The following is a 19204-nucleotide window of genomic DNA, read 5'->3' as shown; positions in this document are numbered from 1 at the left end:
GAATTTTTAGTGATTATCTATGGTTTCCCAGAGCGGTACACGAAAGCCAAAACGGGATCCGCGATGTTCTTCCGACTCAAAAAAGAATGTTCCACCACCGCGCTGGATAAAATGATAAACTACCCACAAACCTAAGCCTTTACCTTTCTCACGCATAGGGGTAGTCTTCCCCTCCTCCTTCATTTGCTCCAATAGCTGACGCTGTGCATCCACACTCATTCCTACCCCCGTGTCGATAAATTCGACCATAGCATCATCCCCATCGCGAGATAAATTGAGCCTGATCAGGGAATCTTCGTGACTAAACTTCACAGCATTGATCAAAAGATTTCTTAATATACTTTTCATGATATCTGCATCAAAAAAGATCTGCAAACCCGGCTGTAATGTTAATTGTATTTCGATATTTTTCAATATAGCTGTTGGTTGAAGTGTTTCCACCACACCTTTAATCATTTCATCAAACTCAATTTCCTGAGGCATATAACTTAACACGCCCAGGCTATTTTTAGTCCATTTGAGCAAATTGTCCAAGACACTAAAAAGCTGTTCGGCGATATCATTACCTGTATTGACCATATTGTCATATCCAATATTACTGCCCTCAGAACTCATGGTCAAAATATTTAAGATCATTTTGAGTGAAGAAATCGGACTTCGTAGATCATGTGCCAGAATAGCATACATTCTATCCCGATTTAATATTGCTTCCTGCAGTTGCGCCGTCTGTTTAGCAATTGTATTCCCCGATTCAATAAGCTTGATCTGATGTTTGATGCGCTGAAGCAATTCCTTTTTATTAAAAGGCTTCGGAATATAATCTACACCGCCGCTGTCAAATCCCCGCACGACATCATCCGGAGATTTTAGGCTGGTAATAAAAAGCACAGGAATATGCTTATATGGATCCATGGCTTTTAATTCCTTTGTGAGATCAAACCCGTTCGTCTCCCCCATCATGACGTCCATTAAAATAAGATCTACTCTATGCTTTTGCAAATTTTCAAAAGCCCCTTTAGCACCAGAAGCGGAGAAAACGTTGAAATGCTCGCGTTCTAAGATCTCTTTTAAAACAAAAAGATTAAGCTCAGAATCCTCTACTATGAGAATATTATACATTGAAAAATCGATTTCCATAGATCATTATTAGCTTGTGTAGATGCTACTCTTTATAAAATTTATAAATCAATATTACAAGAATAATTACTTAGATAGTAGCAAAATGTTATCTCACATCAATTTATTTTAAAATCAACCAATACAGGAAGATGATCACTGTAGTCAATATTTCCTGTTCTGTAATTTATAGCTTGTAATACGTCTCCAGAAAAGAAGACAAAATCTATGCGAAACAGCTTCATTAAATTACTGTAAGTATATCCATACCCCTTACCTGCTTCGCGAAACGCATCCTTCAAATTTCCTTTAATTTTATGATAACTATATGAATTGGGGCTATTGTTGAAATCTCCGCACATAAGCATCGGAAAAGGGGATTTATCCATCACGCTTTTTAGATGATCTGCCTGAGGGCCTCTTAATCTAAAATTTCTCGATAAGGTATTGAGCGCACCCAGCCAATTTGCACTTCTGTTTTCCGTAGGAATTAGATCTCCTTTTACCTGATTCCAGTTTGTTGTCTGCAGGTGGCAGTTGCCGATCCGAATTTTATGTTTCTTATAAGATAGATCTGCAAAGATCGCACAGTTAGGACGTTCATCAAATGAAATGGTCTGTATCGAGTCTAACGGAAATCTACTTAAAATAGCAAGTTGATTCTGCCCTGACTTATTTCCTGTCATGATGAAATACTGAAACTGACCAAACGTACGCTTCAGTTCCGCCAGGGTACAATTAGCTGGAACTTCTTGTAAACAGAGTGTATTTATATCTTGTGCATCGATATAAGCTGCGATCTGATCCATAGATGATAGATTATAAACCATTTTAAACTCACGAACATTATAGGTAGCTACACGTATATCCGTTGTTTCCTCCCATTGCTCCGGATTGTTTTGAACGATTTTTGTAAAATAATGAAAGTTGGCCAATATTGCTATTAACGGGCAAATACTATACCAACTATGTTTATACAATCCAATAATTAAAAACACGAGATTACAGCATAAAAGGGCAGGCAATAACACACCGACCCATTGAAAGAAAACGGTCTTCTGTGGCGGGATATACAAGCCCAAAAACGAAAACGAAGTGACGAGTGCGACCAATACAACAATGCATCTCATCAATAATACCGAGATCTTGATCGGTTTATACGCTAGTTCTTCTGCCATATAGCAAAATTTAAACTTGCTTGCCAATAGGCAAAATTATAACAAAAGTAGTGCCTTTTCCTAATTCCGACGCTACAGTTATCTTTCCATTCATCTGCTCGATAATTCCTTTACAAATGGCCAACCCTAGGCCAGTGCCCTTATCGAGGGGATTGATCTTATAAAATCGCTTAAAAATAGAATCCTGCTTTTCTTTAGCAATACCGATACCGTTGTCTTTTACATAAAACTCTATATGATCTTCTTTTAAAATATAACCAACATGTATAACACCATCCGGTGGTGTAAACTTTAAGCTGTTATTAATTAAATTGACAAGAACCTGAATGACTCGCCCACGATCCAGCCAAGCCACTAATTCCCTTTCGGGAATGTCAAAAATTATCGCTGGTTGCTCATCATTTGGTAGAAAACTTAATGATAATTCATTCAGTATTCCTTTAAGGGAAACATCCGAATTCTTTAATCTTACTTTACCCGCATCCATCTGCGACATTTCCAGTACATCCGTTATCAACCGTAGCAGCTGATTGCTATTTGCATTGAGGAGCTCACCATACTCCTTTCGCAGCTCAGGATCTGGCGTATCGGCAATAATACTTCCAAATCCCATGATTGCACTGAGTGGAGTTCGAATTTCGTGATTCATATTGGAAATAAAGGCCGATTTTAAGCGCTCAGATTCCTCAGCCGCTTCTTTTGAACGCAACAGCTGCTCTTCGTAACGAAGCTGATCCGAGATATCCCGCTTGATGGTCCATACAATATCTTCGCCATTACCGTTTTTAATCATTAAAGAACTACATTCTGAGCCAATAATATCCAATTCCGGATACAGCGTATCACAACGATATTGATAATAACCCGAAGCAGAAATTATTTTTTGCACCGATAGGTCCCAAGCTTCTTCCGTTGTGAACTCCCGCAGGCATTCAAAGATTTTTAAGCCAGTAATATCTTCCTGTTCGTTCAGACCGTTTTGCTGCCGGCATGCTTTATTTGCGAAAGCCATATTTCCATTTTTATGACATGCAAAAATACTATACGGTGCATTGTCAACCACTGCAAGCACCATTTCAAGTTCATTTCTGTTCTTAATAAAATCACTTACATTTTGCGAAAAACCTTCTATTATATATACATTGTTTTCAAGGCGTTTGGCATATTTTGTCGCCCGCACATAGGTGATGGGAGCAGCAGATTGCTTTATACGGTATTCAAATGTACTATACTCAATGGAATCATTATGTAGAAATGCTTCCATTCCCTTTCTGTCATCTGGATGGACAGAAGTGAGCAGCTCCGCCAAAGTGATCTTCTCAGGTGCTTCCAGATTCCTTTTACGTAAATTAGAATAACCATTGTGTGTTAATTCCTGATGCTGCAGATCATAGGTCCAATGGCCAATCATGGCGACCTTTCCCACTTCAAGCTGTGCGGTAAGGGCCGATTTAAGGCGATACTTCATGTTACTACGCTGTGTGATATCCCGATATTGGCAAAGCAGGTGTTCCTCGTCAAATTTATGAATGACGAACTTAAAATAGTACATTTGTTCATCTGTGGGCAGGTCATAGTTTAGATTCGAAGTTTCTCCTGTATGACGGCAAAAGGCAAGTTCCCGCTTAATAAGAGTCGATGTTGGCTGGGGAAATAGCGACATAATATGTTGACCGATTACATCAATATTAGGATTTAGAATTGGATTATTTGTTTTCATAATTGCATCCACACAGATATTATCATTATTGATTAATAACAATGTATCGCAGGTTATATTCAATACTTTTTCCAAGTATCCTAAATCATGTAATATTTTTTTCGCCGTCATATTTTTAAAACTATTTCCTTTGAGATTTCTCCCAGCCACCGATAAAGCCTCTATTAAATAAATAGTAGATACCCCGTATCACATTCATGTTCATAAATAGAAAGTAGTATGGGATATAAAATAGTTTGGAACTTTTTGAACTATTTCGCATCACATACCCTAAAACCGCACAAATATAGAATAGACACTGGCATATAAAAATGATAAGAAACACATTAAGTGATGATGAACTCCGATATGCAAGAAGCGCAGATAGGGGAAATATAGCAAACAGTGCAAACGGTGTAACAGACCAACGCAGTACACGATGTGATACGTACTGGAAGCTCAGCTTGCCAAATTTAAATCCGTTTAATAGGGGCAGTAATCGCCCAATCGATTGCCATCCTCCAGCAGCGATACGCCTTTTCCGTTTTCCTTCCTCTTCCATATTCAGCGAACCATATTCAACTGCGTAAGCATCCGCTGTGTATGCAATACGGGAGCCATTTTGTGCGATGCGCATTGATAGCATAAAATCATCCAACAAGGTGTCTTCTTCCATCACAGCGAATAGTGCTGTCCGTATGGCAAAGAGTTCCCCTGCAGCTCCTACAGCAGAATAAAATTCAAAATCCAATTTTTTTAATAAGGATTCATATTTCCAATAGGCTCCTTCCCCTTTTGAGGAAACAGTATCGTCATCACCAAAAGCCACTCTTTTTTCACCCGAGACACAGCCGATTGTCGGATCATCAAATTGGCGAGCAATAATCTTCAACGCCCCGGCATTCAGTAAACAATTTGCATCGCTAAACACCACAATTGGCGTTTTTACATATTCCATACCGTGATTAACGGCAGCTGTTTTACCTTTCCTATGGGCTGAACCGATAATCTTTACCATTGGATACTTTGCTAACTGCTCACGACTATCATCAGTACTTCCATCTATAACCCACAGAATGTTTAATTTATCTTTAGGATAATCAAGCTCAAGGCAGTTCAGCATTTTATCTGGAATTATTTCTGACTCATTGTAGGCTGTAATAAACAAAGTCAATGAGGGAAGATTATTTTCGTCACTATTTTGATACGCTTCCTTCATTCTAATACGGTATGGAAATAACCTTGCCAATATAAAAATTACGATAGCATAACCGATATACGTATATAGCACCAACAAAAGGGCGCTCCAAAAGATAATATGCAAACTCATTTGTATTAAATAGATAACCTATTTTCTTTTATCCTTGTTAATCAAATTCGAATCTTCATCCCTATAGCTATCCGACTTGGAAAAAACTAACATTAAATTCTTAAATGCTTTTTTACAACGAACTTTAAAACTTTTGAATAAAGACCCGTCTGCCGCAAGTGTTCCATAGCCCGTTATTGCTTTCGCTTTTCTATTATGGACAAAAATAATCCGACCAAATTTTTTTAGTCCCAAGGCTAGGGATCCGTCTTCTCCCCTTATGATATCAGTCCGTATTCCAACCTTTTGAGCTAATGCTGTATGATAAGCAAACACCAAACCCCGAACACTAAGTTCTGGCCTGTTTATCGATTGGATGAACAGAAAAATATCTCGTGCGCGCTCATAAATCCATAGTGAAAATCGGCTATGAGCCTTATCTGGAATATAACCCCAGGAAGCGCTTGCTGCCACTACACCTTGTCGTTCTAATGCGTTTACCATTACATCCACATATCCGCTTGGATAAAGTGTGTCGGCATCGATATTAAGATGATACTTCCCTTTGGCATGATTCAATCCACATTGCCTAGCAAACCCACAACCGCTTTGTTTCTCATTATAATATCGAATTCCTGCTTTCTTAAAAATTTCCTCTGTTTTATCAATTGAATTATTATTTATACCGATAATTTCAATAGGATACCGCGATTTAAGATCACTTAATGACCATAAGCAAGCCCATAAGTTCTTATCTTCATTATAAGCGATAACCGCTACAGTTACTAAAGGCTCATTCGCTTCAAATCTTTTGAGCTGTTCCACAATCGTATTGATTGTAGACTGAGAGACTTGATCCGGCTGCACTTGATAAACAGATAAATACTTCCTATACCATTCGTTATTCATAGCTAATCATTCTACTGGTCGTATAGATTCGAAAAGTTGCTGCCACTGTTTTGCTATATTTTCCAAATCAAACTTTCTAACATCATTTCTAGCATTTTTTCCCATTTCTTTTCTCCGTGCATCGTCTTCAATAAGTAGACAAATTCCGTCTGCCAACTGTTTAATATTACCATTTTCTATCAGTAATCCATTCTGCCCATCAACGATAATATCACAGGGACCACATGGACACATAAAAGACACGGGCGGAACGCCATAAGCCATTGTTTCTCCCAAAACCAGTGGGAATCCCTCATATCTTGATGATAAAACAAAGATTGAACTATCATCATATTTTTCAGCTATTGAAGCAGTTCCATTTTCCAAAAAGCAACTTCCTGACAACCCCAACTCTTTTACCATCGATAAATACATCGCCTTATCCCCCCCCCCATAGATTTTTAATATCCATTCCGGATGCCTTTTCGCCACCATTTCCCAAGCACTAATCAGTAAATCAAATCCCTTTTGATAAGTCATTCTTCCAACTGCAATTACTTGTTTATTATTGAGTAGAGCAGCTTTATCAGGATAGAAAGATAAGGGATTGGAAATAACCGAAATATTGTTAAGTTCATGCCAATAACCGGCATCCTCATGCGTTAGCACGACAAAAGCCGATAGCTTTCGCAGATTCTTGATGAGTTGTCCCTGCCACAATTTTGATATTCCTCTCTGCATAAAGCCAGGAAATCTTTTATCTGTAAACTGGCGATAGACTAACCTATTAAAATGTAATTCACCAACTTTCAAACTGCCGTCTTTTAAATCATTGATAAAATTGACGTCCCGTCTCAATAACGAGACGGTAATATCAGGCTTTATAAGACATAATTGTTCTTCAAGTCTCGCTTTAAACAGTCGTTGCTTTTTCCAATAGCTTAAGGTTCGCCTCAATAGGGGTAGAGAAAATATACCGTCAAAGTTGATGTCGAGGTGATGCAATCTTATTTTCTCATCTAAAGGATAATAGGGCTCTGATCCTTTTCCGTCAGTGACAAAAATATGAATTTCATAATCAAATTTTTTGACGAAATAGTTTACCTTCGCTGTGAGCACCCTTTCCATGCCACTGGGGTAAAACAGGCCTGGAATAATGTAAGCAAGCTTCAATTTCCTTTTCATATTGTTTAATCACCTTTCGTATTTTTCCCAAAAGATTCAAATAGGTCTTTCCATTGCGCTGCGATATTTTCCATATGAAATCGAGCACTATTTCGCTGTGCTCTTTCTCCCATTTCCTTTCTCAGCAGATCGTCTTTTATCAAGCTACATATTCTTTTGGCCATTTCCTTAACATTTCCATTTTCCACTAAAAATCCGTCTATACCATCCCGAATTATTTCACTTGGTCCTGATGGGCAATCAAATGCAATACTAGGTAATCCACATGCCATGGCCTCAACCAATACCATACCAAAGCCCTCATACCGTGAAGATAGCACAAAAATAGAGCTATCACAATATTTCTCTTCAATCATCGTGGTACTGGGCTTTAATTTGCAACTTTCGGTTAAGCTAAGACGATCTATCTGATCTTGTAGTTCAACGGGATTACCGTCGCCATAAATTTTTAAGACCCAATCGGGATAACAAGCATTCACGATAGACCAAGCCTCTATTAACAAGTCAAATCCTTTCTGAGGAACATATCTTCCAACCGCAATGACTTGCTTAGCTTGGCAGGTAGATACGTCTTTAGGCCTTAAAACTAAAGGATTAGGTATCACGTGCACGTTTGAAAGCTCTGGCCAAAAACTCTTTTCCTGAGCAGTGAGAAAAACGACAGCATCCATCAACTTTAATTTTTTGAGCCTGACACGATCTTTTCTTTCTCGTAATAAGCGGTTCATTCCTTTCGGAAAATTGGGATGATAAAAATCCTTCGTTACATGCAATTCTGCCACCTTAATACTACCATCCTTCAGCAGTGGTAAAAAATTGATTTCCCTTCTAATTGTTGAAATTACGATATCGGGCATCTCCTGTTCAAGGATTTTTAGAAATCGATTTTTAAACTTTCGGTAAAGAAAAGGGAAACGAAATAACTTAAGCAAGGACGACTGATCAAATGGATAGTCAATACAAACATTTAAATCGATATGTTTCACATTTTGCGAAAGCGGAAAAAAGCTGGGCTTATTTCGCTGTTCCGATGTCACCAAAATAACTTGCGCATCCGGCAGATGATTGGCAAAATAATTTGCCTTAAAAACGATAATCCGTTCCAATCCACCAGAAGTATACAGTGAAGGTAAATAATACAAAATTTTCATCTTCTCAAAACAGCTTTTTTAAAATCTGACGTTGATAAAGATCTTCGCCATGTACCACAACCTGATCCCCGCCGATCACTTCATTGACATATTTAGACTTTATATTAACTTTACGTTTAGCTCCCATCATTAACCATTCGTATTCAATATCAATATGCCCGACATCTATAGCCTGATAACCCAATTTGCACAAGTCATAAGCCAATACAGTCGCTGTGGGGCCCAAAGCGATTAAGATAAGACTATTTTTTGCTAATTTACACGCTTCCTGAAAGATCACATCATACTGATCAAATGCACCCTTGGACCGGCATAAGATTCGCCCAACACTTTCAACATTATCAAAAAGATCATTTCCTATGCCTAAGCGACTCTTTTCTCCCTCTATAAATACAATATCACGCTTGCTCCAAATTTGTTTTAACAGGTTAAACCAGTAGACAGATTTTTTCCGGTCGCTGAAATCAATATAGGGCCTTGTAATAAAAGTATTTCCATACCTCTTTCCTTTCTTAAGATATTTATCCCATAAATCGCCATACAAATAAAAATGTGCCCGCCAAAAACGACGCGCCCGTCTATTATATCTATCTAGGTCAACAAATGCATCCGAGATACACACGATGTGGTTTGTAAGATCACTTGTCAGTACCTCAGCCAATCTTTTAGAAAGCTCATCGTCATCATGCTGAAATCGTATTCCCTCTCCACCAATCAAGAGCATTTCACCATCGCCAAACCGACTAACTGATGACTTCTCGGAAATAATATGCTCAATAGTTTCTTCAATTGTCATAACCGTTGGCTTCACACGCTGTTCTCTTCCTGTTAGAAGTTCCAACATGTTATACCACTCTATAATCACATTATAGCGAAACTTATCTTTAAATTTATGTAGGAATGATAGCATTAGCTTAAATTTAAATGATCAATAACTTTTTTCATTTGATTGCGCCAAGATAATTCATAAATATCGTTTCTAATGCTCAATGGTTCCCAATCTACGGACGAACAATAAGATACAATCTGTCTGATATCAATAGGAGATTCATCTGGTTTGGCCTTCAATATATAAGGCTTATCTTCGAAATCAGAGTCGACTTCTGAATACATAAAAGGTATCCCTCTCGCAGCATACTCCCTTGTCTTTAACGTTCTGATAAATGTTATCCCACTACGATGTCTTGCAAGACTTCCGATAGCGAAATCAGCCTGGTCAAACATTAAATCGAGTTTCTTACCCCATAGCGCACCATGCAGGAAAACATACTCCTGTACTCCCGCCGCTTCGATAGCCGAAAATATTTCATTTTGTTCCCTTGCTCCACTCAGATTTCCAACGATGTTGAAGAAGACCTTGCACGTCGGATTTCCCTTATAATATATCCCTAACCCTTTTATAACCCGATCAAATCCATGCCAGAAATGGATTTCTGCTACCGCTAGCAAATGAATCTCATACTCATCATGAGTTTTTTTAACGCGCAAGGGAAGCTCATTCAAATCGATACCATTAGAAATTTTGATAGTTTTTGCACCGAAAATTTCTTCCTCTTCGGTAAATGTTACAATACCATCTAATACAGAAGCCATAGCTTTTCTAAAAAAACGATCGGGCACCTGCATTATCTTGTCTATCAAACGAATATATTCTTGATCATAAGGATAGGTCGGAATTTCCATGACGACTTTCGCACCGGTTTGCCTAAATTTTCGCACGGCGTTAATCAAAAAAGGACTCGAGTTATGATAAGAACGCATGTATATCAAATCAAACCGTTCACTTGATACATAAGCAGTTAAGCCCCTAAAATCCCATCTCTTTCTTGATTTGGCCCAAGGTCCTTTCCCCAAATCAGCAATAATTTCGTCCTCTACAATCCATGCACGATGTCCACTGTCCAATACTTCGTAGTAACATAGTTTGACCTCAGCCCCACATTCCCGGAGACCTTTAACCTGTCCAAATATCTTTTTACTAATACCATTATGGGCACTAAAGCCATGAAAGACTAGAAATAAAACTTTTAGTTCCATATTCTCCGTATCTCTAATTATTCCTCTTTAAATATAACGCTATATAAGACCTATATCCAGCAAACCAAACAAAAGCGATAAAAAAAAGAGAAGATACAACGATCTTGACAAACAGTTTATACCAGACAATTTCAGTACTCAAAAATATTCCACACATATACAGCAGAAACGTCAACAATAAACCCGCCATAACTGGCTTTGCCAAAAGATAAAAAAAGCAAAGAAAGTTTTTGTTAAAAACCTTTGTATACATGATGGCATAAGTAAAGACAAATGTGATACAATTTGTTATGACAAGACATCCAGCGACTGCGGAAATAGAATCAAAATAAAAAATCCCCAGCAATATACCACATACATTCAACAAGGCCGAAAGTAATCCGGAGAAAAACATATATTTAGTATCTCCAGTGGTTTGAAAAATCGACCCTGAGGAGGACAGAATGAGTTGAATCCCCACGGTCAAGCTCAAGATCTGAAATACGGGAACTGCAAGCCCCCATTGCGCTCCAAAAAATAGGTAAATCAGATCTTCGGCAGCAAAGTAAAGAAAGCTTGCAAGCGGAAATCCAATTAAAGCCAATATTGCGATGAGTTGTTCCGTCGCAGCGATTAGCTTCATTTTATCCTCTTTTTTTAGACTCAATATGGGATGTATCACCGGTGTAATAACTTGTGTAATATTTTGCAGTGGTAGCGACATCAATTGATAAGCTTTATCATAATAACCCAAGATATTGATTCCTAGATATCTTCCGATAAGCAATGTGTCCGAATTTTTACTAAAATAATTTACGATGTTGAATAGAAATTGAAAGGTAGAATAGCGCAAAATCGGCCGCATGGTATTTAAAGATATCCTCAATTTAAAAGGCAATGGAAAATGCACATAGGAAACGATAAAAAGAAGTATACTATACAGAATGGGATTAATTAGGAGCGCATATATTCCAGCACCATAAAACGCGGCACTTATTGACACCGCCCCCAATACAATCTGAATAATAAAGCTTCTGATAGCGATAAATTTGAACATTCTTTCACGATAGAATAAGGCATTGGGTACTACCGAGCTTGCTGTAAAGAATAGGCCAATCGCCAATAACCTGATTATATTTCGAAGCAAAGGCTGCCCATAATAGTCGGCTATCAACGGAGCAATCAAGACCAGAATTAATGCCAGTATAAATCCTAAATAACAAGAAATAGAAAACAGATTACCGAGTTCATCTTTAGTCAAATTTTTATATTGGATCACGGCAGGAAAAAGACCGATATCTGCAATCAAATTCAAAAAAGCTATAATAACCATCGCAACAGCAATTACACCAAATTGCTCTGGCGACAAAAGCCGGGCAAGAACTGCAGTCACACCGAGAGAAATGACCAAGTTGGCATATTTTGCTATTGCAGTAAAAAAAACGCCTGATATAACCTGTTGCTTGGCATTTTGCATTAGCTTCCTGTATATTTTTTAAACAATAATACGAATAGTGTTTTTATCCTAACATATTTGCGCCAGCTTTTTAAGGATAAGATAAGAATATAAATTCGATTTTTCCAGGGCATAGTGTAAGCCTTCCATACAGCAGCATTGATCATCTCCTTGAGATAAAAATCGATAACATCGCGTTGTTTTTTATTTCTTTTTTTGTATGCCAACAATTTAGTTCCCACCACAAAATAGCTATTTATATTTTTCATCGAATAAGGAACTGTCATGATAGATCCCGCCCGTAAACGACGCAAAAAAAACGAGGCGGGTATATAGCTGGTTTTTCGAGCTTCCAAAAATAATATTGATGTAAACAGCTCATCCTCATGCACAATATAGTTTTCAAATAGAAGGCCTATTTTATTTAAAAATTCCCTGTTTATAAAGAGAAGGCACACTGACGAAAAAAATTCCCTATGCTTTAGCAGATTAGCAAACATTTCAATCCCAGACAAGATCATACTTTCGGTATGTGCCCTTTTATAATCGAACTTTTCCAATAAAACCGAATTTTGAGCCCCATCTTCGATTACCTCGGCATCAAAAAACACAAAATCCAATCGATTGCTTTTACAATATTCGTAACAGGTATGTAGGGTTTCTTTCTTAATCAGGTCATCACTATCCATAAAATAAATAAACTCACCTTTTGCATGTGCGATCCCTGTATTTCTAGCTCCCGATAAGCCCTGATTCACTTGAGAAAATACATGTACTCTAGCATCTAGGTTGGCCCACCTTTCCAAACGTAAGAGGCTTCCATCAGTAGAACCATCATTAATCAATAACAATTCAAAATTTTCAAAAGTCTGGCACAAGACACTCTCTACCGCGCAATCAACATATGCTTCTGTGTTGAAAACTGGCATCACTACAGTTATTTCAGGAGGATTTCTCATGATTCCTGATCCATTTTTGTTGCTGATCGTCCCATTTTTTAACCACTTTAGCCGGATTTCCGACGACTACGGAAAAAGGTGGGATATCTTTGGTTACCACTGAGCCAGCACCCACGACACAATGCTCCCCGATAGTAATTCCGGCTAATATTACTGCATTTGCCCCTATCCATACATTATTATTTATCTTTACTGGTGAGACTTCTATCCCCTGTTCTGCGATCGTTATATCAATATTTTCATACTTGTGATTGAGCCCTGAAATTAATACATGTTGTCCTATTTGTACATAATCGCCAATCCAAACAGGTCCTATTACTGTATTACCGACACCGATCCTCGAATTACTGCCGATAATAAGATCTCCTACCGCGTTATTAATTAAGGAGTATGATTCCACCACAGTCCGAGCACCAATTTGACATTTTCTAAATGGTACCAAATCTTTACGCACGCTACAATAGATAACAGCCCCATGTCCTTTATGTACATATAAAAACTGAAATAATCTTAAATACCATCTCGGACGCGTTCTTACAGGATGCATTAACATCCCATGCAGCCATTGCTTTATGCGGGGAGAACGCATTATTTTTTCCTTTAGCCCCATATCAACTCAAAAACATTATCACCATACTGTTTCTTGCTACTCATGTTCATCGGGTGCAGCACCATGTTTCGTATGTATAAAAGTCGACCGTCCTGAACGAAAATGGATTATACTGCTTACCATCGCAAAAAATATACGAGGCAAGGTAAATATTGCCAGCAACAATTGCTTCTTATACAATTTTTTTGGAATGGCCAAACCTAAGCTCATCATATACAAAGTAATTAAAAAAAACCATTTTAGGGAAGAAATGTCGACGACAAAAAACGAAATCAGCAAAAAGAGAGGAATAATACCAAGCATAATAATTCGCGGCGGCATAGACCACTGGAAAATTTTATCGATTAAAGCCCAATTCCCGGAAACAAGCGCACGTCGCGTCTGTTTAATCGCAAGACAGAAGATATCGATTTGTGAAGCGATCCAACGCCGACGTTGTTTCGAAAAATCGTCACTATATTGAATTTTTTCGTCTAAAATTACAACGTCTTCCAAATATATCGTGTTTATGCGATCTAATAGGAGGAAATATTCCAAAAACTTATCTTCTCCCATCGATTTGATTGCTGCTATCCTTTGCTTAAACCAGTTAAAATCGAATGCCATACCCGAGCCAATCAACGCAGCAGGCAAACCAAGACGAGCATGTCCTAAACGAAAAATTGAATTGTTAATTTCTTCGCTTACACCATCCAAAATTGCAGTCGCCGTTGTATTATTTTTAGCCGTACGATGGGTTTGTATAGCTTTCGCCCCAGAAGCAAAAGCATTATTCAGTTTGCTGAGAAAATCAGGAAAAACGATATTGTCCGCGTCCATCACAACCGCTACATCAAACAATTGTGTATCTAACCTAGACATTGCTGCTGTTAATGCTGCAACTTTCGACCGCAGGCCTTCATCTGGATGAATAAGTGAAATACCCATTGCCCGAAGCTGATCGTTAGTACGATCTTCCATGGCATCCGAAATAACTACGATTTCGAACTTATCGGCAGGATAATTCTGTGCTTTAAAACGTGTAACGCTTTCCATAATGACATTATCCTCTTTGTAAGCGGGAAATAATATGGCAAATCGTAGTGATGTATCGCTATCCGGGAAAATAATCTTTCTTCTTATTCGTGATGCGAACGCGAATAAAGCTACATAGCATACCCACAACGTGAATGCGAAGAAAAATAAAAAGTCAATGTACCAAAGGATTGTTATAAGCATAACAGGATATATTTATTAATGACTTACTACCATCAACCAACGACAGGCAGACCAAACCCCTTTAACCATCGCCGCAGCCAGTTTGAACTTCAATTTAAACAAAAGTAAACACAAATGCATAGGAAAAGCCACCAAAATCAAATAACTAAGTGCGAGTAGCCGCAAATTATTTTTTCTTTGCCTACAGGCAAAAATTATTCTATTTCGCGTGATATAATAGGTTTTAAGGGGACTACCGATTCCAGTAGAAGCGCTCTCTAGATGAACGATCTGGGCTGCAGGAAAATAAAATAATTGAAAACATTTGGTAATGCTATTTGACCAATCCAACTCTTCATAATACAAAAAGTAGCATGTAGGCATGTTGCCAATCTGCTCAATTACAGTCTTAGGAACAAACATAGCGGCACCATGAAAATAAGGAATTTGAACGATTTGATCGTATTGACCATGGTCTATTTCCCTATGGCCAATTTGTTTATTCCTGATCGTAATCGGGGTCAATGGAGTACTTCCTGCAAACTGAATTAAATTACGGGGTGTATGATACATTATTTTGGGAGAAAGCCCTCCTACTTGTGGGTTCGCTTCGCAAAATGAAATCATGGATTCAATTTGTGAAGCAGCGTCTTTAGGTAATAAAGTATCATTATTAATAAAATACAAATAATCGCCAGAAGCAATTTCCAGTCCTTTATTATTTCCGCCCGCAAATCCCAAATTTTTCGGCAAATGCGCTCCCTTCACCAACGGATAACTGTGCCGAATCAATTGAAATTCGTCTGTATCCGAAGCGTTATCAATTACAATGACTTCAAAACAGAAGCTTTTGATATGCTCAAAGATCGTTTGCAGCAGATTCATTGTATCAGGGGCACCATTAAAATTAACGGTAATAAATGAAACTCTAGGATGAGATCTGTTGTCCATTTTTTTCATTTTCTTGTAAATATGGGCACAACATCGCGATTGCCATTAAAATATAAATAGTTTCTCCTGTTGGGAATTGATGCAAGACTTCATTTCCATAACCAGCCAACATCATACCTGCAACACCAGCCGCTGCAGCACTACAAAATCCCCGAATCACGGGATCCTTTAATTTAAACCAAACAAGGTAAAAACAAATCGCCAAACAAGAAATCCAGATCAACAAATAGAGCACCAACCCAATTACGCCCGTCTCTACCCATATAAAAACAAAAGAAGTATCTGTTGGAAGGCCGTGTAAAAGATCTCCTTCGTTAGCATTCTTTGCGGCGCCCAAACCCAACCCAATCGGAAAATCACGCATAAATTTTTTCATTTTGGCCTGATTTTCTTTTCGCAAGTTAAAAGATGCATCCTCTTTAAATTGAAAAGCTGTCCGCATCCTTCGAATGTCTGCATTACTATTTCCAATATTTGTTAGCGATAGGAAGCAAAAGACACAAATAAATAGCGTCGATCCCAAAATCACGATCCGCCATTGTTTTAATAACAGAATATAAAATGCATATCCAGCCATGGGAATTGCCATGGCAGAACGGGTGCCGGATATCAACATACCGTACATCGCCAAAATAGTGACAGTGACATACAAAATCCGAACAATTCTATTCTTCTCATAGAAAAACAAAATGGAAAAAACAACCATTCCAAGCCCCATATGGCAGCCAAAATTAGCGGCATCGGTAAAAAAGGAAAAATAGCGAACTCCACTATAGATGAGATGCGTATGAGCCCCAAGTGTATAAAGCCAAATTCTTTCATCTGTGTCGAAGCCAATAAATTTTTGCCCAATTGCCTTTAGAGCTGCTAGTAATACTAAAATCGCCCAGAAAATAAAAAAAGATCTGAGCTTGGATCTATCTTTAAAAATATAATAGATTAAAAATTGAAATAAACACAAATAAAGTGCCGTGCTCCGGATAGCAGCAATCCAGTTACCCAAGACACCATCCGGATTAAACACTTCAACCATACAGTAGGCCACCCAAGCTAAAGAGATAAAGAAATATAATGGTATTTTCAGCTTAGCATTATAATTTCTATAAAGATGATTTAATGCAATTACAATAAAATTAAAGAGAATAACAAGATCTACTAAAATACTCGGCGGCATAGGAATACGTACATAGCGTAATACTCCCATGACGAAAAAACATACAGCAAATAAGAAAAGAAAACTAATAAAAGGATTCCGAATGCAAATAATTAAAAAACAAAGAAGAAAAGGTGCGACTGCAATTCCAAGACTAGGCAAGAGACCTCCGGATATGGCCAAAAAAGTAATCAGCGCACATCCTAGGACAGCTAATAACTTTAAGCCAATTTTATCAAAAAAAATTTCCTTCGCCATTTCCTTTTTGGTACCATCTAAGCTTTAGATGCAGTGATTCCCAATTGTGAAAATCTATATTCCAACTTTCTGAAGAAATTATAAGGTGGCAACATCCCCGTAAATGTCTCTGTAGCAAATCGATCTGCATTCATAAGACATATTAAAACAGGCACTGTGCCGCTTCGTTCAACAATCTCCTTAAATAATTCATCATCTTCCTCCTTCCATGCAGACTCTGCGTCTAACAACAATAGATTTACAGCTGCCTGAGAGAGGTAGAATGGGGGGACAGGGATATCAAATGCATTTGTATGACCTACAAGTGTAAAATCATTTTCGTTAAGCTTGATTCGTTCCAACAGCTTTGATTCAATCAAAAATTCACGAGATTTGGCATTAAAGTCTTTTCCCTCTTTCAGCATACCAACCTTAAGGCCGATCTTTTCCCATTCATCCCGAATGTATTGCATGAGATTTCCACTATCAATAGTTTCATCTAACTTTAATACATTAATAAAATTGACAGCATTTCCTCGCTGATGGTAGTTGAACAACTGATTTGCCAAAGATTTTGATGCCATTCTTTTGATCTGCTCGCTATATCGTCCCATTTTTTTATTCGGAAATGCGCCGACAGCATTCCCTTTTGTGACACGATCTGTTCGCTGTTTATCCCGTAATGTTCGATCTAGCAATTCCAAGACCAGAATGCAGCCCAGTAAAAATGCCAGGGTAGCAAAATAAGATCCTATAACCAGCATTTTACGTTTGGTTGGTTTGGAGTTAAGTGGATAAGTTGCAGGATTGATTACTTTTAATGTGGCAGCACTCATCTCCAAGCTCTTTAGGCGGAGACGCGCAGCATTCAACCCTCCCAAAACAGAAAGATAACTCTGTTCAGTAAAATTAATACCGCGTTCCTGACGTTTAAGTAATGAACCTATTGGGGAGTAATGCGAGTACATTTTATCCAATTCACCTTTAAAATCATCCACTACTTTGATATCTGCCTGAGCCTGATCCAGTTTCAATAACTCGTCAACCCACAATGTCACATAATTTGTATTCGGATACCCATTTTTAGTATATTTTTGACTGGAATAATCCTGAATAAAGTTGCGGAAATCCCGCTCCTGGATTCTTAATTTCGATTTAAGATCTTGAAGTGTCGACGCTGAATTTTTGACTGTGTTTAATGAATCAGTCTGATAGGATTGAATCTGAGAAATTGAATAATTTAAATCCGATATTTCATTCATCTTAGCCAAAAATTGCGCATTGTTTTTAATGCTCTTAGTATTTGCATCAATTCCCGACTCTAATTGCGTTATACTCGCTTGCGCCCTGTTACGCGCAGATAAGGCATCCTGTTTACGGATTTCGTAATCTTTATCCAAAATCGTAACAGCCTCGGTTTGTTTATCGTAATGAATAAGACGGTTTTGCACATTGAATTTGGTAAGAGAATCCTCTTTCATAAATAAGTCTTTTCCAATGCGGGCCAGTTCCGCTTCGAAATACTTGATTACATTATTAGTATTGCTATATTGAAGAGTTTTATATTCGTCCCCAAAAACTTCACTCAGTATATTTAATGTTTGGTAGGTGATGCCAGCATCATTATTTTCATAATAGACATGCAGAATATCGCTATTATCGATCTGTTTAATATCTATTTTGCTTAAAGCTCCATAACTAAAGTAGGGATGATTCCAATTAAATAAGCCATAGACAAAATTTTTAGCATCCATCTTCTCGTACCTTTTTAAATTTTCTACGGTACGTTCTTCGGATGTTTTATCGATTAATTTTCTGACAGCAGGTGGTGTAATATCTAACAGTTGACGGAAATGAGCACTAGAAATATAAATATTGTCTTTCTCCATATCCCCATTAATCATCGTTCTGGCGAATAGTTTTAAAGACACTACCCGCATCGTTTCTTTTGACCCGATCGTATTGATCACGTTTAACAACGAATTTTTGAGGATATTCCAGTCTTGCTTACCATCTTGGCTAAGATCAGTACCGTTAGCAGAGATTATGCCTGTATAAATGGTCATATCTGATTCGTATTGTCTATTCATATTTCTAGT

16 protein-coding genes are annotated in these 19204 nt (G+C 37.8%); all 16 read right to left on the bottom strand.

Translation table 11 applies throughout. The annotated features are described in order from the left end of the window. Nucleotides 1–6: 6 nt before the first annotated feature. The 16 genes from B4N43_RS16695 to B4N43_RS16620 all read right to left on the bottom strand — a co-directional run bounded on the left by B4N43_RS16695 (nucleotide 7) and on the right by B4N43_RS16620 (nucleotide 19195). A complete protein-coding gene (locus B4N43_RS16695) occupies nucleotides 7–1119 on the bottom strand; it encodes a hybrid sensor histidine kinase/response regulator (protein ID WP_286735692.1) in 1113 nt (370 codons plus the stop codon). A gap of 116 nt (nucleotides 1120–1235) precedes the next feature. Next, the gene (locus B4N43_RS16690) at nucleotides 1236–2294 is read right to left on the bottom strand and encodes an endonuclease/exonuclease/phosphatase family protein (protein WP_286735691.1); all 1059 of its coding nucleotides are present in this window, start codon (nucleotides 2292–2294) and stop codon (nucleotides 1236–1238) included. A gap of 10 nt (nucleotides 2295–2304) precedes the next feature. Beyond that, nucleotides 2305–4125, bottom strand: a complete 1821-nt coding sequence (locus B4N43_RS16685) for a PAS domain-containing sensor histidine kinase (protein ID WP_286735690.1) — start codon at nucleotides 4123–4125, stop codon at nucleotides 2305–2307. Nucleotides 4126–4135: 10 nt separating this feature from the next. Then, on the bottom strand, nucleotides 4136–5323 hold the full coding sequence (locus tag B4N43_RS16680) for a glycosyltransferase family 2 protein (RefSeq protein WP_286735689.1): 1188 nt from the start codon (nucleotides 5321–5323) through the stop codon (nucleotides 4136–4138). A gap of 18 nt (nucleotides 5324–5341) precedes the next feature. Continuing rightward, the gene (locus B4N43_RS16675; protein ID WP_286735688.1) at nucleotides 5342–6211 is read right to left on the bottom strand and encodes a glycosyltransferase family 2 protein; all 870 of its coding nucleotides are present in this window, start codon (nucleotides 6209–6211) and stop codon (nucleotides 5342–5344) included. Between the two features lie 6 nt (nucleotides 6212–6217). Then, complete coding sequence (locus B4N43_RS16670; protein ID WP_286735687.1) at nucleotides 6218–7375, bottom strand: glycosyltransferase family 4 protein; 1158 nt, start codon at nucleotides 7373–7375, stop codon at nucleotides 6218–6220. A gap of 5 nt (nucleotides 7376–7380) precedes the next feature. Continuing rightward, entirely contained in the window at nucleotides 7381–8526 is a 1146-nt protein-coding gene (locus B4N43_RS16665) for a glycosyltransferase family 4 protein (protein WP_286735686.1), read from the bottom strand. A 4-nt stretch (nucleotides 8527–8530) separates the two neighbouring features. Then, the gene (locus B4N43_RS16660; protein ID WP_286735685.1) at nucleotides 8531–9436 is read right to left on the bottom strand and encodes an SP_1767 family glycosyltransferase; all 906 of its coding nucleotides are present in this window, start codon (nucleotides 9434–9436) and stop codon (nucleotides 8531–8533) included. Further along, complete coding sequence (locus B4N43_RS16655) at nucleotides 9436–10563, bottom strand: hypothetical protein (RefSeq protein WP_286735684.1); 1128 nt, start codon at nucleotides 10561–10563, stop codon at nucleotides 9436–9438. The genes B4N43_RS16660 and B4N43_RS16655 overlap by 1 nt, the downstream gene beginning before the upstream one ends. 13 nt (nucleotides 10564–10576) lie before the next feature. Next, entirely contained in the window at nucleotides 10577–12019 is a 1443-nt protein-coding gene (locus tag B4N43_RS16650; RefSeq protein WP_286735683.1) for a lipopolysaccharide biosynthesis protein, read from the bottom strand. Then, on the bottom strand, nucleotides 12019–12957 hold the full coding sequence (locus tag B4N43_RS16645) for a glycosyltransferase family 2 protein (protein WP_286735682.1): 939 nt from the start codon (nucleotides 12955–12957) through the stop codon (nucleotides 12019–12021). Before B4N43_RS16645 ends, B4N43_RS16650 begins: the two co-directional genes overlap by 1 nt. Continuing rightward, nucleotides 12941–13546, bottom strand: coding sequence for an acyltransferase (locus tag B4N43_RS16640; RefSeq protein WP_286735681.1), 606 nt, complete (start codon nucleotides 13544–13546; stop codon nucleotides 12941–12943). The genes B4N43_RS16645 and B4N43_RS16640 overlap by 17 nt, the downstream gene beginning before the upstream one ends. A gap of 57 nt (nucleotides 13547–13603) precedes the next feature. Continuing rightward, on the bottom strand, nucleotides 13604–14785 hold the full coding sequence (locus tag B4N43_RS16635; protein ID WP_286735680.1) for a glycosyltransferase family 2 protein: 1182 nt from the start codon (nucleotides 14783–14785) through the stop codon (nucleotides 13604–13606). Between the two features lie 15 nt (nucleotides 14786–14800). Beyond that, the gene (locus B4N43_RS16630) at nucleotides 14801–15715 is read right to left on the bottom strand and encodes a glycosyltransferase family 2 protein (RefSeq protein WP_286735679.1); all 915 of its coding nucleotides are present in this window, start codon (nucleotides 15713–15715) and stop codon (nucleotides 14801–14803) included. Continuing rightward, on the bottom strand, nucleotides 15693–16919 hold the full coding sequence (locus B4N43_RS16625; protein WP_286735678.1) for an O-antigen ligase family protein: 1227 nt from the start codon (nucleotides 16917–16919) through the stop codon (nucleotides 15693–15695). The genes B4N43_RS16630 and B4N43_RS16625 overlap by 23 nt, the downstream gene beginning before the upstream one ends. A gap of 224 nt (nucleotides 16920–17143) precedes the next feature. Continuing rightward, nucleotides 17144–19195: a hypothetical protein gene (locus tag B4N43_RS16620; protein WP_286735677.1), complete on the bottom strand. Its 2052-nt coding sequence runs from the start codon at nucleotides 19193–19195 to the stop codon at nucleotides 17144–17146. Nucleotides 19196–19204: the final 9 nt, after the last annotated feature.

Origin of the sequence: Sphingobacterium sp. UBA1897 (genome assembly GCF_002337775.1) — a bacterium.
Taxonomy (GTDB): domain Bacteria; phylum Bacteroidota; class Bacteroidia; order Sphingobacteriales; family Sphingobacteriaceae; genus Sphingobacterium; species Sphingobacterium siyangense.
The sequence above is the reverse complement of the archived record's forward strand: the minus strand, read 5'-3'. Positions and strand labels throughout refer to the sequence as shown.